At 75.8% G+C, this 15,779-nt stretch carries 13 protein-coding genes; 5 read left to right on the plus strand and 8 right to left on the minus strand.

All coding sequences use genetic code 11. The features are described from left to right. Positions 1 to 170 precede the first annotated feature (170 nt). Entirely contained in the window at positions 171 to 1,334 is a 1,164-nt protein-coding gene (locus tag ACIQKA_RS03580) for a pyridoxal-phosphate dependent enzyme (RefSeq protein WP_391093801.1), read from the plus strand. Here the strand turns inward: ACIQKA_RS03580 and ACIQKA_RS03585 are convergent. From ACIQKA_RS03585 to ACIQKA_RS03595, 3 genes are all read right to left on the minus strand, one after another. After that, entirely contained in the window at positions 1,294 to 1,794 is a 501-nt protein-coding gene (locus ACIQKA_RS03585) for an SRPBCC family protein (RefSeq protein ID WP_383157718.1), read from the minus strand. The two genes, ACIQKA_RS03580 and ACIQKA_RS03585, sit on opposite strands and share 41 nt — an antisense overlap. Positions 1,795 to 1,921: 127 nt before the next feature. Then, positions 1,922 to 2,359 carry an SRPBCC family protein gene (locus ACIQKA_RS03590; RefSeq protein WP_383430729.1) on the minus strand — a complete coding sequence of 146 codons (438 nt, stop codon included), beginning with the start codon at positions 2,357 to 2,359 and terminating at the stop codon, positions 1,922 to 1,924. Then, positions 2,356 to 3,177: a DeoR/GlpR family DNA-binding transcription regulator gene (locus tag ACIQKA_RS03595; RefSeq protein WP_383157723.1), complete on the minus strand. Its 822-nt coding sequence runs from the start codon at positions 3,175 to 3,177 to the stop codon at positions 2,356 to 2,358. The genes ACIQKA_RS03590 and ACIQKA_RS03595 overlap by 4 nt, the downstream gene beginning before the upstream one ends. Before the next feature lie 141 nt (positions 3,178 to 3,318). On the opposite strand from ACIQKA_RS03595, the gene ACIQKA_RS03600 reads away from it, so the two are divergent. Continuing rightward, complete coding sequence (locus ACIQKA_RS03600; protein WP_402539843.1) at positions 3,319 to 5,817, plus strand: hypothetical protein; 2,499 nt, start codon at positions 3,319 to 3,321, stop codon at positions 5,815 to 5,817. Here the strand turns inward: ACIQKA_RS03600 and ACIQKA_RS03605 are convergent. From ACIQKA_RS03605 to ACIQKA_RS03625, 5 genes are all read right to left on the minus strand, one after another. Next, on the minus strand, positions 5,787 to 8,219 hold the full coding sequence (locus ACIQKA_RS03605; RefSeq protein ID WP_391093798.1) for a right-handed parallel beta-helix repeat-containing protein: 2,433 nt from the start codon (positions 8,217 to 8,219) through the stop codon (positions 5,787 to 5,789). The genes ACIQKA_RS03600 and ACIQKA_RS03605 overlap by 31 nt on opposite strands. A 170-nt stretch (positions 8,220 to 8,389) precedes the next feature. Next, positions 8,390 to 8,998, minus strand: a complete 609-nt coding sequence (locus ACIQKA_RS03610) for a hypothetical protein (RefSeq protein WP_391093797.1) — start codon at positions 8,996 to 8,998, stop codon at positions 8,390 to 8,392. Positions 8,999 to 9,101: 103 nt separating this feature from the next. After that, complete coding sequence (locus ACIQKA_RS03615) at positions 9,102 to 9,926, minus strand: MOSC domain-containing protein (RefSeq protein WP_383157731.1); 825 nt, start codon at positions 9,924 to 9,926, stop codon at positions 9,102 to 9,104. A 54-nt stretch (positions 9,927 to 9,980) separates the two neighbouring features. Continuing rightward, on the minus strand, positions 9,981 to 10,481 hold the full coding sequence (locus ACIQKA_RS03620; RefSeq protein ID WP_383157734.1) for a DUF6643 family protein: 501 nt from the start codon (positions 10,479 to 10,481) through the stop codon (positions 9,981 to 9,983). Between the two features lie 598 nt (positions 10,482 to 11,079). Continuing rightward, positions 11,080 to 12,327, minus strand: a complete 1,248-nt coding sequence (locus tag ACIQKA_RS03625) for a glycosyltransferase (RefSeq protein ID WP_402539844.1) — start codon at positions 12,325 to 12,327, stop codon at positions 11,080 to 11,082. A gap of 58 nt (positions 12,328 to 12,385) precedes the next feature. Here ACIQKA_RS03625 and ACIQKA_RS03630 point away from each other — a divergent pair, with 58 nt between their 5' ends. From ACIQKA_RS03630 to lnt, 3 genes are all read left to right on the plus strand, one after another. Further along, positions 12,386 to 13,180 carry a glutamate racemase gene (locus tag ACIQKA_RS03630; protein ID WP_390106848.1) on the plus strand — a complete coding sequence of 265 codons (795 nt, stop codon included), beginning with the start codon at positions 12,386 to 12,388 and terminating at the stop codon, positions 13,178 to 13,180. A 61-nt stretch (positions 13,181 to 13,241) separates the two neighbouring features. Continuing rightward, positions 13,242 to 13,808 carry a hypothetical protein gene (locus tag ACIQKA_RS03635; protein ID WP_383157741.1) on the plus strand — a complete coding sequence of 189 codons (567 nt, stop codon included), beginning with the start codon at positions 13,242 to 13,244 and terminating at the stop codon, positions 13,806 to 13,808. A 123-nt stretch (positions 13,809 to 13,931) separates the two neighbouring features. Further along, positions 13,932 to 15,701, plus strand: coding sequence for an apolipoprotein N-acyltransferase (lnt, locus tag ACIQKA_RS03640; RefSeq protein WP_402539846.1), 1,770 nt, complete (start codon positions 13,932 to 13,934; stop codon positions 15,699 to 15,701). The last annotated feature ends 78 nt before the right edge of the window (positions 15,702 to 15,779 follow it).

Raw genomic sequence — 15,779 nt, forward strand, 5'->3', positions numbered from 1 at the left:
GGGCCGTCCGCGACCGCACCAGTGGCCCTTCCGCGGCCCCTTTCGCACACCCTTCCGCAAGTCTTCCCTATGGAACCTCAAAGGGAACGTTTGCCCAGGTGAGAGCGGTATTGTCGGCAGTGGAGCACCCGGGGGAGCGCCTCCGGGGAAGCGATCGAGGAGAAGCGCGGATGAGCACCACCGAGCACAGTGCGCAGAACGGTTCGGCGGCCATCGCCGGGGGCGCCGCCACGGCCACGGCGACCGTCGACGTCGACCGCAGCGACCCCGCCTACCGGGCCTGGCTCAAGGAGGCCGTCCGCAAGGTCCAGGCCGACGCCAACCGCTCGGCCGACACCCACCTGCTGCGCTTCCCGCTGCCCGAGCGGTGGGGCATCGACCTCTACCTCAAGGACGAGTCCACCCACCCCACCGGCAGCCTCAAGCACCGGCTCGCCCGCTCCCTCTTCCTCTACGGCCTGTGCAACGGCTGGATCCGCCCGGACAGGCCCGTCATCGAGGCCTCCAGCGGCTCGACCGCCGTCTCCGAGGCGTACTTCGCGAAGCTCGTCGGCGTCCCGTTCATCGCCGTCATGCCCCGCACGACCAGCCCCGAGAAGTGCCGGCTCATCGAGTTCCACGGCGGGCGCTGCCACTTCGTCGACGACTCGCGCACCCTGTACGAGGAGTCCGCCGCCCTCGCCGAGCGCACCGGCGGCCACTACATGGACCAGTTCACCTACGCGGAGCGGGCCACCGACTGGCGCGGCAACAACAACATCGCCGAGTCGATGTACCAGCAGCTCCGCCTGGAGCGGTACCCGGAGCCGACCTGGATCGTGGCCACCGCGGGCACCGGCGGCACCTCGGCGACCATCGCCCGCTACGTGCACTACATGCAGCACGACACCCGGATCTGCGTCGCCGACCCCGAGAACTCCTGCTTCTTCGACGGCTGGACCCACCACGACCCGCACGCCACCGCCGACTGCGGCTCCCGCATCGAGGGCATCGGCCGCCCCCGCATGGAGCCGAGCTTCGTGCCCGGGGCCGTGGACCGCATGATGAAGGTCCCCGACGCGGCGAGCGTCGCCGCCGTCCGCGCCCTGGAGACGGCCATCGGCCGCAAGGCGGGCGGCTCCACCGGCACCGGCCTGTGGAGCGCCTTCAAGATCGTGGCCGAGATGGTCGGGCAGGGGCGCACCGGCAGCGTCGTCACCCTGCTCTGCGACCCCGGCGACCGCTACCTCGACAAGTACTACTCCGACGACTGGCTGGCCGCCCAGGGCCTCGACATCGCCCCGTACGCCGCCGCTATCGAGAGCTTCCTGGCGACGGGGGCCTGGCCGGAGTGAGCCGCCGGTCGAGGCGGCGCGCCGCGCCCCGGAAGGACCGCCCGAGGCCCGGCCGCGCGAGCCGCAGACCGAGGCGGAACGGGGCCGGGCCGTCGGCGGCCATCGTCCAGCGCAGCGACGTCCCCCGCCCGGCGGGCGAGAGGGCCCACTCCTCCGCCATGGCCGTCACCCCGGGGGCGTTCGTCGCGTCCACCCGGTAGGCGTAGCGGACCCCGGGCTCGGCGGCCAGGATCGTCTCCTCCAGCAGGATCCCGCCCCGCAGCCGGACGCTGCGGCCCGCCCCGTCGCCCGTCGGGACGGCGGAGACGAGCGCGGTGAACCACGAGGGCGTGCTCCCCACCTCCACGGCCAGGGAGCGGTAGACGGCCGCGGGCGGGGCGGCCAGCGCCGCCGTGAACACCAGGCGGACGGGCGCGGACGCGGTGAAGTCGACCTCCACCGGACTCAGTCGGCGTGCCATGGACCGGACCTCCGGGGGACGCGGGCGGAAAGGGCACCTTATCCGACACGCTGTCAACAGCACAGGGCGCGGGCGCGGCCGGGGCGGACACCGCGCCGGGGACCGGCCCGCGCGGGGATCCGGGGGCTCAGCCCCGCCGCAGCAGCCCGTCCAACGCCCGCCCGAACACCACCCGTCCCGCCCGCGCCAGGACCGGATCGAAGGCCCTCGGCAGCCCCCGCACGGCCAGCTCCTCCGTCCACACCACCCGGCAGCCACCGGGCGCCTCCGCCACCTCGATCAGCGCCCAACCCCGTACGACACGGCCGTACTTCTCCAGCCGGCACGCGCCGGGACGGCCCGCCGCCGGCGGCTCCCAGCGCACGACCTCCATCGGGTCGTCGAACGCCAGGCGGCCGATCCCGGTCCGGGCGGTGAACCGGGTGCCCACGCCGTTCGGCCCCGGCGTCAGGATCCTCGTCCGGGTCAGCGGCACCAGCCGCCCGTGCGCCGGCCAGTCCGTGAGCCGCCGCCACACCTCCTCCGGGGCCGACGGCACGGTCCGCTCGACCCGGAAGGCGCTCACGCCCGCTCCTCGCCCGCCACCACGAGCCCGGGCACGTGCTCCGCGACCTCCGCCCGCGTCCCCCCGGACAGGCCCCCGTCCGTCACCCACGTGTCCACCTCGTCCAGCGAGGCGAAGGAACTCAGCCCCACCGTCCCCCACTTGGTGTGGTCGGCGACCACCACCACCCGGCGCGCCGAACGCATCAGACAGGTGTTGGTCTCGGCCTCCGCCAGGTTCGGCGTCGACAGGCCGGCCTCCGCCGAGACGCCGTGCACCCCGAGGAAGAGCAGGTCGAAGTGGAGCGAGCGGATCGCCCGGTCCGCCACCGGTCCCACCAGCGCGTCGGACGGCGTGCGCACCCCGCCCGTCAGGACGACCGTCGCCGCGCCGCGCCGCGCCTCGCCGCCCGCCCGCCCCGCCTCGTGGAACACGTCCGCGACCCGCACCGAGTTGGTCACCACCGTCAGGTCCGGCACGTCGAGCAGGTGCCGCGCCAGCGCGTAGGTCGTCGTCCCGCCCGACAGGGCGAGCGCCGTGCCCGGCGCCACCAGCGCCGCCGCCGCCCGCGCGATCTCGTCCTTGGCGCTCGGCTCGAGCACCGACTTGGCCTCGAAGCCCGGCTCGTGGGTGCTCGCCTCGACCACCGGAACGGCCCCGCCGTGCACCTTCGACAGCACGCCCTGCCGGGCCAGCGCGTCCAGGTCGCGGCGGATCGTCATGTCCGAGACGCTCAGACGGCGGGTCAGTTCGTTGACCCGTACACCGCCGCGCCGCCGGACCTCGTCGAGGATCAGGGCACGCCGCTGCTCCGCGAGGAGGTTCTGGTTGTCAGTCACCGCCGGGGCCGGTCCTTCCGCAGGGGACGGGGGATATGGGGATGAGGGTGAAATTCGGTGAGGGACCGTGCGCGGCCGCGCGGCCGTCCGCGATCCTGTCTCCGACGTCGCATCTTCCCACCTCATGAGGGAGCCGCCCCAGTGTCCCCTGCCACACCCGCCCCGGAGAGCGGGGACGCGGCGCTCGAACTCCTCGTTCACGGAGTCGGCGGAGCCACCCCCCAGGACATGCTCGACGACCCCAGGACCGTGCGGATCACCGGCGACAGGACCGCCGCCGTGTACCGGCGGACCGAGGACGCCGACGCCGAGGAGCACCCCGGGCGGTACGCCGGACGCCCGGTCCCGGAGGCGTACTGCTGGTCCAACCTCACCTCCGGCGACGGCACCCGCGCGTTATGGCTGCTGCTCCTGCCCTTCATGGTCGCCAACCTCGCGCACTGGATGCGCCCGCCCGCCCCGGGCGGACACCGGCTCGTCCGGCTCTACGGGGTCCTCGTCCGGCTCGTCGCCCTCACCCTCACCGTCCTGCTCACCGCCGCCGCCTGCGAGGTCGCGCTCGACCTGACCGCCTGGCAGTGCGCCGCCGCCCCCGCCTGCGTCGACTCCGCCTCCTGGCTGGGCTTCCTCTCCGTCGAGCGCGGTGGCTGGTGGTCCCCGCCCGGCCGCCGCCTCGCCGTCGCCGCCCTCGTGCCGACCGTCCTCGTCGGCCTGCTCTGGTACCTGTCCAACCGCACCTGGAGCGCGTACGAGGCCCAGCGCCCGCCCACCGGCTACGACAACCCGCCGACGGCGCCGGGGGACAACGCCGTCGACGCGGGGTCCCGCGCCGCCCTCGGCCGCCCCGGATTCTGGTACGGCCGCCGCATCGTCGCCCGGCTCAGGGCCGCCCACACCGCCGCCGGGTTCCTCACCGTCGCCGCCGCCCTCGTCACGGCCGCCGCCCGCCACGACACCGCCGCCCCCGGCACCGGCGCCGTCCTCGGCCGGATCCTCCAGGCCGCCGTCGCCGCCCTCGCCGCCGTCGTCCTCTGGGTCGTCTGCCGGCGCGGCCGCAGCGAGAACCACCTCGACCTGCGGCTCGAACGCGCCCTGGTCTCCTGGCTGCCCGGCGCCTCCCTCGTCCTGCTCGCCGCCGCCGCCCTGTACGCGGGCTGGTCCCGCCCCGGCTGGACCTCGTCCGGGACCCTCCCCGGCGACGCCGTCTTCAGCGCCCTGACCGTCGCCCAGGGCGCCCTCGTCGTCGCCCTCGGCGGAGTCGCCCTCCTCCTCCAGCGCCCCCGCCGGGACCCCCGCACCGCCCTGTACGGACTCGGCGGACCCGCCGTCGCCATGCTCGCCTGCGCCCTCGGCGGCGTCATGTCCGGCGGCGTCGCGCAGCGCGTCGCCGACTGGCTCGACGGACCGGCCACCCCCGGCATGGGCGACCCCGGACCCCGGATAAGCCCGCCCGTCCTGCTCAGCTGGCAGGCGTCCGTCATCCCCGTCCTGCTCCTGCTGCTCGCCGTGCCCGCCGCCCTGCTCGTCGCACGGACCCTGCTCGCCGCCCGGCGCCTGCGTTCCGAGGTCGAGACCGACTACGGCACCGTCGGCGAGGGCGACCCGGTCCGTACGGGACGGATCGCGACCGTGCGCGCCCGGGCGGCGCTCACCGACTCCGCACCCGTCCTCGTCGGCGTCGTCTCCGGCGCCACCCTGCTCCTCGGGGCCGCCTCCGTCGTCGGCGCCTGGGCCAGCGGGAACGTGCCCGGCCGCGCCTTCGACGGCGCCCACCCCGCCGTCGCCGCCCTGGCCTCCGCCACCCAGGCCCTCGGCTCCTGGATGATCGGCTTCGGCTTCCTGCTCTTCGTCACCTGGGGCCGCCGCGCCTACCGGGACCCCTCCGCCCGCCGCACCATCGGCATCCTCTGGGACGTCGGCACCTTCTGGCCCCGCGCCGCCCACCCCTTCGCCCCGCCCTGCTACGCCGAGCGCGCGGTCCCCGACCTCACCTGGCGGATGAGCTCCTGGACCCGGCGCACCGGCGGCCGGCTCGTCATCTCCGGGCACTCCCAGGGCAGCGTCCTGGCCGCCGCCGCCGTCTGGCAGATCGAGCCGGCCACCCGCCGCCGGGTCGCCCTGCTCACCTACGGCTCACCCCTGGAGCGGCTCTACGGACGCTGGTTCCCGGCCTACTTCGGCCCCGAGGCGCTGCGCTCCCTGAACCGCACGGTCCACTGCTGGAGCAACCTCCACCGCGCCACCGACCCGATCGGCGGACCCGTCCGGGTCGTCGCCGAGGACGGGCGTCCCGCCGTCGACGAGCCGGTCCTCCTCGACCCGGTCGCCTACGGACGCACCCGTGACCACCCGCTGCCCGAACCGATCCTGGGCCACTCCGACTACCAGGCCGACCCGGGCTTCTCCCACTGCCGCACCGGCCTCCTCGACCGCCTCCCGTCCGCCGTCCCCCGGCAGCGGGGGGCCGGAGAGCCGCCGGAGCCCGCCGGAAAGGGGCCCTCCGGGCCCGGGACCCGCGGGCCGGCGGTTCCCGGGGAGGGGGCCCGCGAACCCGGGGACCGGGGGCCGGCCGCTCCCGGGGAGGGGGCCTCGGGCCGGGAGGGGACGGGTCAGGGCAGCTCGGGCAAGTCGTCCGGGTAGAGCAGCGTCAGGTCGTCCGTGCTCGGCTCGTCGAGCGCGGCGACCCGCCCCGCGTGCCGCTCCACCATCGACTCGAAGGTCTGCCGCGCCGTGCGCCCGTTGCCGAAGGCCGGGCCCTTGGGCAGCTTCGCGAAGTAGGCGAGCAGCCCCTCGTCCGTGCCCGGGGCGAGCCGGTACTCGTGCTCGTCCGCCTGCTGCCCCACGATCCGCAGCAGTTCCTCCGGCTCGTAGTCGCCGAAGGTGATGGTCCGGGAGAAGCGCGAGGCCACCCCCGGGTTCACGGTGAGGAAGCGCTCCATCTCCGCCGTGTAGCCGGCGACGATGACCACCACCGCGTCCCGGTGGTCCTCCATCAGCTTCACCAGCGTGTCGATCGCCTCGCGCCCGAAGTCGCGGCCCGAGTCCTCCGGCGACAGCGCGTACGCCTCGTCGACGAACAGCACTCCGCCGCGCGCCCGGTCGAAGGCCTCCTGGGTGCGGATCGCCGTCGAGCCGATGTGCTCGCCGACCAGGTCCACCCGGGACACCTCCACCAGGTGCCCGCGCTCCAGCACCCCGAGCGAGGCGAGGATCTCGCCGTACAGCCGGGCCACCGTCGTCTTGCCCGTGCCCGGGTTCCCCGTGAAGACCAGGTGGCGGCGGACCGAGGCCGCCTTGAACCCGGCCTCCTGGCGCCGGCGCCCCACCTCGATCATGTTGGTGAGGGTCCGCACCTCGTGCTTGACGCTCTCCAGGCCCACCAGGGCGTCCAGTTCGCCGAGCACGTCCTGCGAGGAGCGGGCCGCCGGGGCGGGCTCCGGCTCCGGGGCCGCCGACGGGGGCCGGGAGGCCGGCACGGTGCCGAGCAGTCCGGCCGTCCGCGTCTCCGCCAGGACCGTACCGCCGCCGGCGGGGGAGGGGCCGGAGCCCGAGGAGTCGGGCACGGAGGAGCGGACCGCGCTCTCGTCGCTGGTGCACTCCTCGGCGACCGCGCCCTCCTCCGGGAACTCGTAACCGCCGCGCGCGCACCGCTCCGTACGGCACTTGCGCAGGGTCGTCCGGCAGCCGTCCGTCACGTGGAAGCCGTACCCGCCGCTGCCCGTCACCCGGCAGCCGTGGAAGGAGCCGCGCCCCTCCGCCGACACGTAGAACCCGGCCTCGGCGGGCGAGGTGACCGTGCACCGCTCGATCGAGGGGTCGGCGCCCTTGGTGACGATGACGCCGGTCTGCACGGAGTCGATCGTGCAGCCGGCGAGGGTGCCGCCGCTGCCGTGGTCCCGGAACCAGGCGCCCGTGGACGCCTCCCGGATGCGGCAGTCGTCGAGCTGCGCCGTCGCGCCGTCGCTCACCGACACCGCCGTGTTCCGCACCTGGGACAGGTCGCTGTCGACCACGTCCACGCGCGAGCCCCGGTCGAGGACGAACAGCGCGTCCGGCACGTCGTGCACCCGGCAGGCGTCGAGGACGGCGGTCGCCCCGTCGCTCACCCACACCGCCGGGTAGTCGCCCGTGCTGTCGTGGATCTCGCACTGGTTGGCGTCCACCCGGGTCCCCGGGTCCCACACCGACAGGCCGTTGCGGCCGAAGCGGCGGACGGTCGACCGGGTGAGCGTCAGGACCGAGCGCGACCGCAGGTCGACCGCGTTCTCCGGGACGTCGTGGATGTCGCAGTCGGAGAGGGTGAGGACGGCGTCGGTGTCGAGGGTGATGCCGTCCGCCGAGGTGCGGTGCACCGAGGAGTCGGTGAGGTGGGCGGTGGCGCGGGACGCGATCTGGAGCCCGGCTCCCTTGATCTCGTACACCTCGCAGCCCACGCCCTCCAGGGCGCTGCCCTCGCCGGTGACGGCGATCCCGGCGCCGGAGGCGTGGTGCACCCGGCAGCGCTCCAGGCGCGGGTGCGCGCCGCCCCGCACCGAGACGCCCGCCTGCCCGGCGGACACCACCTCGCACTCCTCGAACACCCCGCCCGCGCCGTCCAGCACGGCGATGCCGATCCCGGCCGCGTTGTCGACGGTGCAGCGGCGGACCGTGGGCCGGGCGGCGCCCCGCACCTCGATCCCGGCGGCCGAGCGGGTCAGGATCCGCAGGTCGAGCAGCTCGGGCGTGCCCTCCTCGACGAGCAGCGCGGGCGCCGCCACGTCCTGGCCCTCGACGTGCAGGTCCTGGAGGACGGCGGAGGCGCGCAGGATCAGCGGGACGCCGTCCGGGGGAGCGAGCCGGACCGGCCCGGCCCCGCCCTCGGGGCCGCGCAGGGTGACGGCCCGCCGCACCACCAGGTTCTCCCGGTAGGTCCCCGGGGCGACGGTGAGCACGTCCCCGTCGCCCGCGGCCTCCAGGGCGGCGGCGAGGGAGGGGTACTCACCCGTGCGGCGCCGCCACCGCGATGTGCCGGTGTGCGTCACCTGGACCGTGCCCTGTGCCATGGGTGTGTCCTGCCCCCGCCTCATGCCTCGCCGCTGATCCGATGCCCCACCGTAGCGCGCGCGGCGGTGTGGGGTTGACGGGTCGCGTACCCCCGTCCGCACCGGGAACGCACCTGGTGCCCGGGGTGCGTCACCGCCGGTCCGGAGCGGTCGGGACCGGTCGGACCCGGTCAGCTTCCGGTGCCGGTGCGGCCCCGGTCGGGACCGGCCGCGGCCCACGCGCGGTCGAGGCGCGCGTACCGCAGCAGGACCAGCCGGCGGACCGCGAGCCGGCGGGCGGTCCCCACCAGGAGGCCGGTGAGGAGCGCGGCCGTCAGTCCGGCGGTGATCGCGTGCGCGCGGGCGGTGTCCGCGCCCACCGGCGGCGCCACCGGGCGCCCGTCCCGGTCCGTCCACAGCGAGGAGGCGTCGCCGGGGGCCGAGTGCCGCCGGGCCGTCGTCACCGTCCCCGTGCGGGACGAGCCGTCCGGGGTGGTCCAGCGGGCCACCACGGAGCGGCGGAACCGCTCCTCCCCGCCGGACTCGGCGGTCCGGGGCCCGCTCGCGGACGCGTCGGCGGGCCGCACCACCCGGGCGGTCGTCGGCGTCCGCAGCTGCTGCCGCGCGCGGACCGCGTGCCGGAGCGACTCGTGCGCGGACGCGCCGGCGCGCAGGCCGACCAGGGGCACCGCGACGCAGAGCAGCACGACGGCGGCGAGGGCGTTCCAGGCCTCGACGAGGTCCGTGGTCCGGCACGGGGGACTGCGCCGCCGGCGCCGGACTCCCAGAGCAGCGCGCACGTCAGGCCCCCTCGCCGGTCGCCGCTTCTCCGACGAGTGTGCCCGGGGGCCGGTTCCCCGCCCGTCGGGCCGTCGAAGTGTGACGCGCGCCCCGCCCGGCGGGTCAGTCGAGGATCTTGACGGCGTCGCCGACCCGGACCGTGCCGGGGTGTTCGGGGACGAGGTTCTGGCCGAAGACGACCCGGCCGTCGCGTTGGCGGTGCCGGGCGAGGGTCCGCAGCGGCTCCTTGCCGCGCGCGCCGGTGAGCTGGTCGGTCGTGGTGACGACGCACCGTCCGGAGGCCCGGGCGATCCGGAAGGCGACCTCTCCGACGGCGATCCGGGTCCAGGCGTCCTCCGCCCAGGGCTCGGTCCCCCCGACGACCAGGTTCGGCCGGAACCGGTTCATCGGCAGGGGGCCCTCCTCGGCCCGGTCGCCCCGGGCGATGAGGGAGTTGAGGGCGTCGAGCGAGGCGGTGGTGGTGACGAGCAGCGGATAGGCGTCCGCGAAGCTCACCGTCTCGCCGGGCAGCGCGTACACGGGGTCCACCGGACGCCGGTGCTCCGGCGCGTCCATGTGGAAGAGCCGGAAGTCGTCCCCCAGGAACGCCGAGAGCCACGCGGCCGCGCCGTCTCCGGCCGGGACCGCCTCCACGGGCTTGTCGAACACGTCCACCGTGACGGTGGCCGAGGGGTGCGGCACCTCGACCGCCAGCGGCGGGTGCCCGGGGGCGGACAGGACGATCCCGCCGCCGGGCAGCGGTTCGGCCGAGGCCAGCGCCATCCGGGGGTGACGGCGCTGGGTCACTCCCTTGCCCGCCGCGTCGACGACGATCCAGCGGCGGTCCCCGGCCAGCCCCCAGGGCTGCACTTCGGCCTCCGGGAACGTCAGCGCGCGCATCGACTTCACCGGGTGGATGTGGACGGAGCGGAGCACGGGAGAGGACATGGAGTCATCCTGCCAGCCGCTCCGGTCCGGGGGCCCGCCGTTTTACGGGGGCGGTCAGTAATTGCCGCCCTGGTAGGGCCGGTTGTACGGGTCGGCGTACGGGGCGGGGGCCGGGACCGGAGCGGGCCGGGGCGCCGCCGGACGCATCGCCTCGTAACCGGCGGCCGCCGGGCGGGGCTGCTGCGGGTACTGGCCGGCCGGGTAGCCGCGGGGGGCCGACGGCTGCTGCGGGATGTACGGCGCGGGGGCCTGCTGCAGGGGGACGGGGGCCATCTGCGGCGAGGGCTGCGGGTAGCCGTAGCCGCCGTTGTAGGCGGGGGCGGGCTGGGGGGTGGGCGCCGCCGGGAGGGCGGGCAGCGCCGAGGGGAGCGCCGGCAGGTAGGAGCCGCTTCCACCGGTGGGGTAACTGCTGCCGGTGTCGTAGGCGGCGGGCACTCGGATCGGGGCGATCTGAGGCGTGCCCCGCTCCGCGACCAGGGAGTCGTAGATCGGGGTGTCCGGGAAGGACGGCGCGGTGTGGTAACCGCCTCCATAAGTGGAGCGGGGGGAGGTCATGGCACATAGTTAAGCCCACGATGTGCTGCTTGGGGAGACCGACTTAGAAGGTTGTTCGACGGGCTTCGTGAGGTGGTGGATCCCCAATCCGATCGAACGTGACAAAAACGGACGACTTCCCGTCTCAAGATCACGTAAAAGCCGAGATCGGAAGGGGTTACCGGTGGGTCGGACCCCTCGCGGCGCCGACCGGTGCCCCCGGCATGAAGAACGCATAAAGAAAAAGTGCCGAGAAGGGGTGGGGAGTGATCATGGGCATGATTGGAGGCCCTGGATTGGGGGCTCTTGATCGGCCGTCAATCCGGCACCCCGAGCGTGATGCGCACGCGCCGAATTGACGGCGCTACTCCCCGTAATTGAAAGCGCTACTACCCGTATCGGCAATGTCATTTCCGCTTCCGCGGAGGCGGTGAGGGGGCCGGACGCGGGGGTGCGCTCGGGAGTGGTCCGGAGCCGCCTCCGGGGACGGGAGCGCGCTCGGCGGTGGCGCGCTGCCACCCCCCGGTGGCGAGAGTGTGCTCGGTGGTGGTCCGGTGCCGGCCCCGGGGGCGCGGGGTGCTCGGAGACGGTCCGGTGCCGCCTCCGGGGACGGGAGTGCTCAGGGGCGGTCCGGTGCAGCCTCCGGGCGCGCGTACGTCCGCCCCTTCCACGCCGCGCCCCGGCCCCGGTGGTGCCGCACCGCCGAGTCCACCGTCATCAGCAGATAGAGGGACGCGGTGAACGGCAGCAGCGGGGCGAGCCACAGCGGCTGCCGGTAGTGACGGAGCATCGGCGCGTACGACCCCGCCATCGCCGCCCAGGCCGCGCCCCCCGCCCAGGCCGCCGGCGCGTCCCCGCCCGCCGCGCCCGCCACCAGGGCCACCGGCGGCACCAGATAGACGACCACGAGTCCCGCCACCGTCCCCAGGAGCAGCAGCGGGTTGTGCCGGAGCTGGGCGTACGCGCTCCGCGCGACCATCCGCCACAGCTCGCCGAGCCCCGGATACGGGCGGACGCTGTCGACCCGCTCCGCGAGGCCCAGCCAGATCCGCCCGCCGGCCCGCCGCACCGCCCGCGCCAGCGACACGTCGTCGATCACCGCCTGCCGGATCACCTCCGGCACCCCCGCCGCCACCGCCGTCTCCGTCCGCAGCAGCACGCAGCCGCCCGCCGCCGCCGTCGCCCGGGGCCGCGCCCGGTTGATCCAGCGGAACGGATAGAGCTGGGCGAAGAAGTAGACGAACGCCGGCACGATCAGGCGCTCCCACGCGCTCGCGGTCCGCAGCCGGGCCATCTGCGACACCAGGTCCAGGTCGTTCTCCACCGCCGCCGACACCAGGAGGCGCAGACTGTCCGGCGCGTGGGCGATGTCCGCGTCCGTCAGGAGCAGGAACTCCGGACCGCGCGCGCGTGCCAGCGCCATGCCGTGCCGCAGCGCCCACAGCTTCCCCGTCCACCCCGGCTCCGGCTCGCCCGGCGACACCACGGTCAGCGGCAGCCCGCCGCACCGGCCGGCCAGTTCGACGGCGAGCCCGCCCGTGCCGTCCGTGCTCCCGTCGTCGACGAGGACCACCTCCGCGGCCCCCGGATAGTCCTGCGCGAGCAGCGACGGCAGACTCAGCGGCAGCACCCCGGCCTCGTCCCGCGCGGGCACGACGACCACCACGCGCGGCCACGCGACCGGTTCCCCGCCGCCCCGGTCCTCGTGCGCGTCCGGCTTCCCGCCGTCCCGTGCCTCGCGCGCGTGCCCGGCGCCCCGCCCGGTGGGCGGCAGCCGCTGGTCCGTGCGCCAGAAGGACCCCTGGCCGAGGAGGAGCCAGACCCAGGCGGCCAGGGAGGCGGACGCGAACCAGGCAAGGGTGCTCATTCGCGGCAGTCTGCCCCAGAACGAGGGGCATGCGGGGCTCATCGGCTAGGGTGACCGGGTGAAGATCGCGCTCATGGACTCCGGAATCGGCCTCCTCCCGGCGGCGGCCGCGGTGCGGCGGCTCCGGCCGGACGCGGATCTCCTCCTCTCCAACGACCCCGACGGCATGCCGTGGGGCCCGCGCACCCCCGAGGACCTCACCGGGCGCGCCCTCGACGTCGCGCTCGCCGCCGCCGAGCACCGCCCGGGGGCGCTGATCGTGGCCTGCAACACCGCCACCGTGCACGCCCTGCCCGCCCTGCGCGCCGCCCTCGAACCGGACGTCCCCGTCATCGGCACCGTGCCCGCGATCAAGCCCGCCGCGGCGGGCGGCGGCAAGATCGCCATCTGGGCCACCCCGGCCACCACCGGCAGCGACTACCAGCGCGGACTGATCCGCGAGTTCGCCGGCGGGGCCGAGGTCACCGAGGTGCCCTGCCCGGGCCTCGCGGACGCCGTGGAGCACGCGGACCAGGACGCCGTGGGCCGGGCCGTCGCCGCGGCGGCCGCGCTCACCCCGGCCGACGTCCGCGCCGTCGTCCTCGGCTGCACCCACTACGAGCTGGTCGAGGAGCGCATCCTCGCCGCCCTGGAGGAGCGCCGCCCGGCGGGCCTCCCGCCCCTCGTCTTCCACGGCTCCGCCGACGCCGTCGCCGCCCAGGCGCTGCGCCGGATCGGCGCCGAGCCGGCCCCCGGCGCCGATCCCACCGGGACCCTCTCCGTCCTCCTCGGCGGACGCCCCGGCGGGCTCCCCGCCGCCGCCCTCGCCTACGCCGAGGGCCGCGGCCTCGCGGAGACCGCCCCCGCTCACTGAGCGTCACCGAAGCGCTCCGTTCCGGCGCGCCGCCCGGGACGAACCCGGGTATTCTTCCGATATGAGGGAATATTCCCGGGACCCCCGCGCCGACGAGCGGACCTCCGACGTCTGGACCGGCCGCGCCACCAACCGCCTCCAGTGGGTGGCCGCGGCGGCCGGTGCCGCCTGCGTGGCCCTGGGGATCGCCCTCGCCGTCCAGCTCCAGTGGACCTCCGGCATCGCGGCCCTCCTCATGGCGGTGATCGGCTGCGTCACGGTCGGGCTGCTCGTCCTCTTCGGCACCCTCGCCTTCGTCCACGTGGCCGTGAAGGTCGACGACCGGGCCATGGAGGTCCGCTGCGGCCACATCGGTCTGCCGCGCCGCCGCATCCCGCTCTCCCACGTCGTCGGCGCCGACTTCGCCCCGAGCGTCACCCCGCGCCACTGGGGCGGCTGGGGCTACCGCTGGCGCCCCGAGAAGGGCACGGCCGTGATCGTCCGGCGGGGCGAGGGCCTGGTCCTGCGCCTGGACGACGGACACACCTTCACGGTCACCGTCGACGGCGCCGAGTCCGCCGTCCGCGTCATTCGCGACCGCCTGCGCCGGCTGACCCCGCCGGGCCCGCCCGCGGCCACGGGGGCGTGACGCACCCGTCCCCGCAACTGCGCGACCCGGCCCCCGGCCGGCCGCGTCCGGGCCGGTCGGAGGGGTTCGCGCCGGACCGCACCGGACGTCCGGCGGACAGGGACGACCCGTAGACTCCGCAAGGTGAGCGCCACCATCACCCCCGCCGACGCGTCCGAGACCGACACCGCACCCGCGCCGGCCCACCGGCTGCGGCGGTTCGCGCGGCCCGCGGCGGCCCTGCTGTCCGGCTTCGTGCTCTACCTGAGCTTCCCGCCGCGTCCCCTCTGGTGGCTCGCGCCGCCCGCCTTCGCCCTGCTCGGCTGGGCCCTGCGGGGCCGACGGCTCCGCGCCGGCTTCGGCCTCGGGTACCTGGCCGGCCTCGGCTTCCTGCTCCCGCTCCTCGTGTGGACCGGCGAGGAGGTCGGCCCCGGCCCGTGGCTCGCCCTCGCCGCCGTCGAGGCGCTCTTCGTCGCCGCCGCGGGCCTCGGCGTCGCGGCCGTCTCCCGACTCCCGTGGTGGCCCTTCTTCGCCGCCGGGGTGTGGATCCTCGCGGAAGGGGCACGCGCGCGCGTGCCCTTCGGCGGCTTCCCCTGGGGCAAGATCGCCTTCGGCCAGGCCGACGGCGTCTTCCTGCCGCTCGCCGCCGTCGGCGGCACCCCCCTGCTCGGCTTCGCCGTCGCCCTCTGCGGCTTCGGCCTGTACGAGGCGGCCCGCCTGTTCCGCTCCCGCCGCGCCCGCGGCGACCTCGACGCGGCGGCCCCGGGCGCCACGGTCCCGGACACCACGGCCGCAGCCCCCGCTCCGGACGCCACGGTCCCGGGAGACACGGCCCCCACCCCGGACGCCACCAGCGCCCCCCCGTCCGCCCCCGGCGCCGCTCCGTCCGCCGCCCCCGGCCCGCGCCGTACCGGAGCCCTCCCGCGCGGCCCGCTCGTCGCCGCCGCGCTCGCCGTGCTCCTCCCGGTCACCGGCGCGCTCGCCGCGCTGCCGCTCGTCGACGACTCCGCCGAGGACGGCACCGCCACCGTCGCCGCCGTCCAGGGCAACGTCCCCCGCCTCGGCCTCGACTTCAACGCCCAGCGCCGGGCGGTCCTCGACAACCACGCCGCCCGCACCCGCGAGCTCGCCCGGGCGGTGCAGGAGAAGCGCGAGCCGCAGCCCGACTTCGTGCTGTGGCCGGAGAACTCCTCGGACATCGACCCGTACGCGAACGCCGACGCCGCCGACGTCATCGACGAGGCCGTCCGCGCGATCGGCGCGCCCACCGTGATCGGCGCGGTCATCGCCCCCGAGACCGGCAAGCTCCGCAACACCCTCATCCAGTGGGAGCCCGGACGCGGCCCGGTCGCCACGTACGACAAGCGGCACGTCCAGCCCTTCGGCGAGTACATCCCGATGCGGCCCCTCGTCCGGATCTTCAACAGCAACGTGGACCGGGTGAGCCGGGACTTCGGCCCCGGCGGCAAGATCGGCGTCTTCGACCTCGCGGGCACCAAGGTCGGCCTCGCCACCTGCTACGAGGCGGCCTTCGACTGGGCCGTGCGCGACACCGTCACCCACGGCGCGCAGCTCATCACCGTCCCCAGCAACAACGCCACCTTCGGCCGCAGCGAGATGACCTACCAGCAGCTCGCGATGTCCCGGGTGCGCGCCGTCGAGCACAGCCGGTCGGTGGTCGTGCCCGTCACCAGCGGGGTGAGCGCGGTCATCCGCCCCGACGGCGAGGTCGTCGCGGAGACGAGGATGTTCACCCCGGACGTCCTGGTCGAGACGGTGCCGCTGCGCTCCTCGCAGACCCCCGCGACCCGCATGGGCACCCTGCCCGAGGCCCTCCTCGCGGCACTCGCCGCCGCCGGGCTCGGCTGGTCGGCGCTCCGCCCGGTACGGGCCCGCCGCACGCGGACGGAGTGAGCGGGGGCGGCCGGGAGCGGGCCGGACCCGGGGCCGCCGTACATGATCCGAGGGGTCGCCGTACATGATCTAGGGTCG

It is taken from the genome of Streptomyces sp. NPDC092045, assembly GCF_044756005.1.
Lineage (GTDB): Bacteria > Actinomycetota > Actinomycetes > Streptomycetales > Streptomycetaceae > Streptomyces.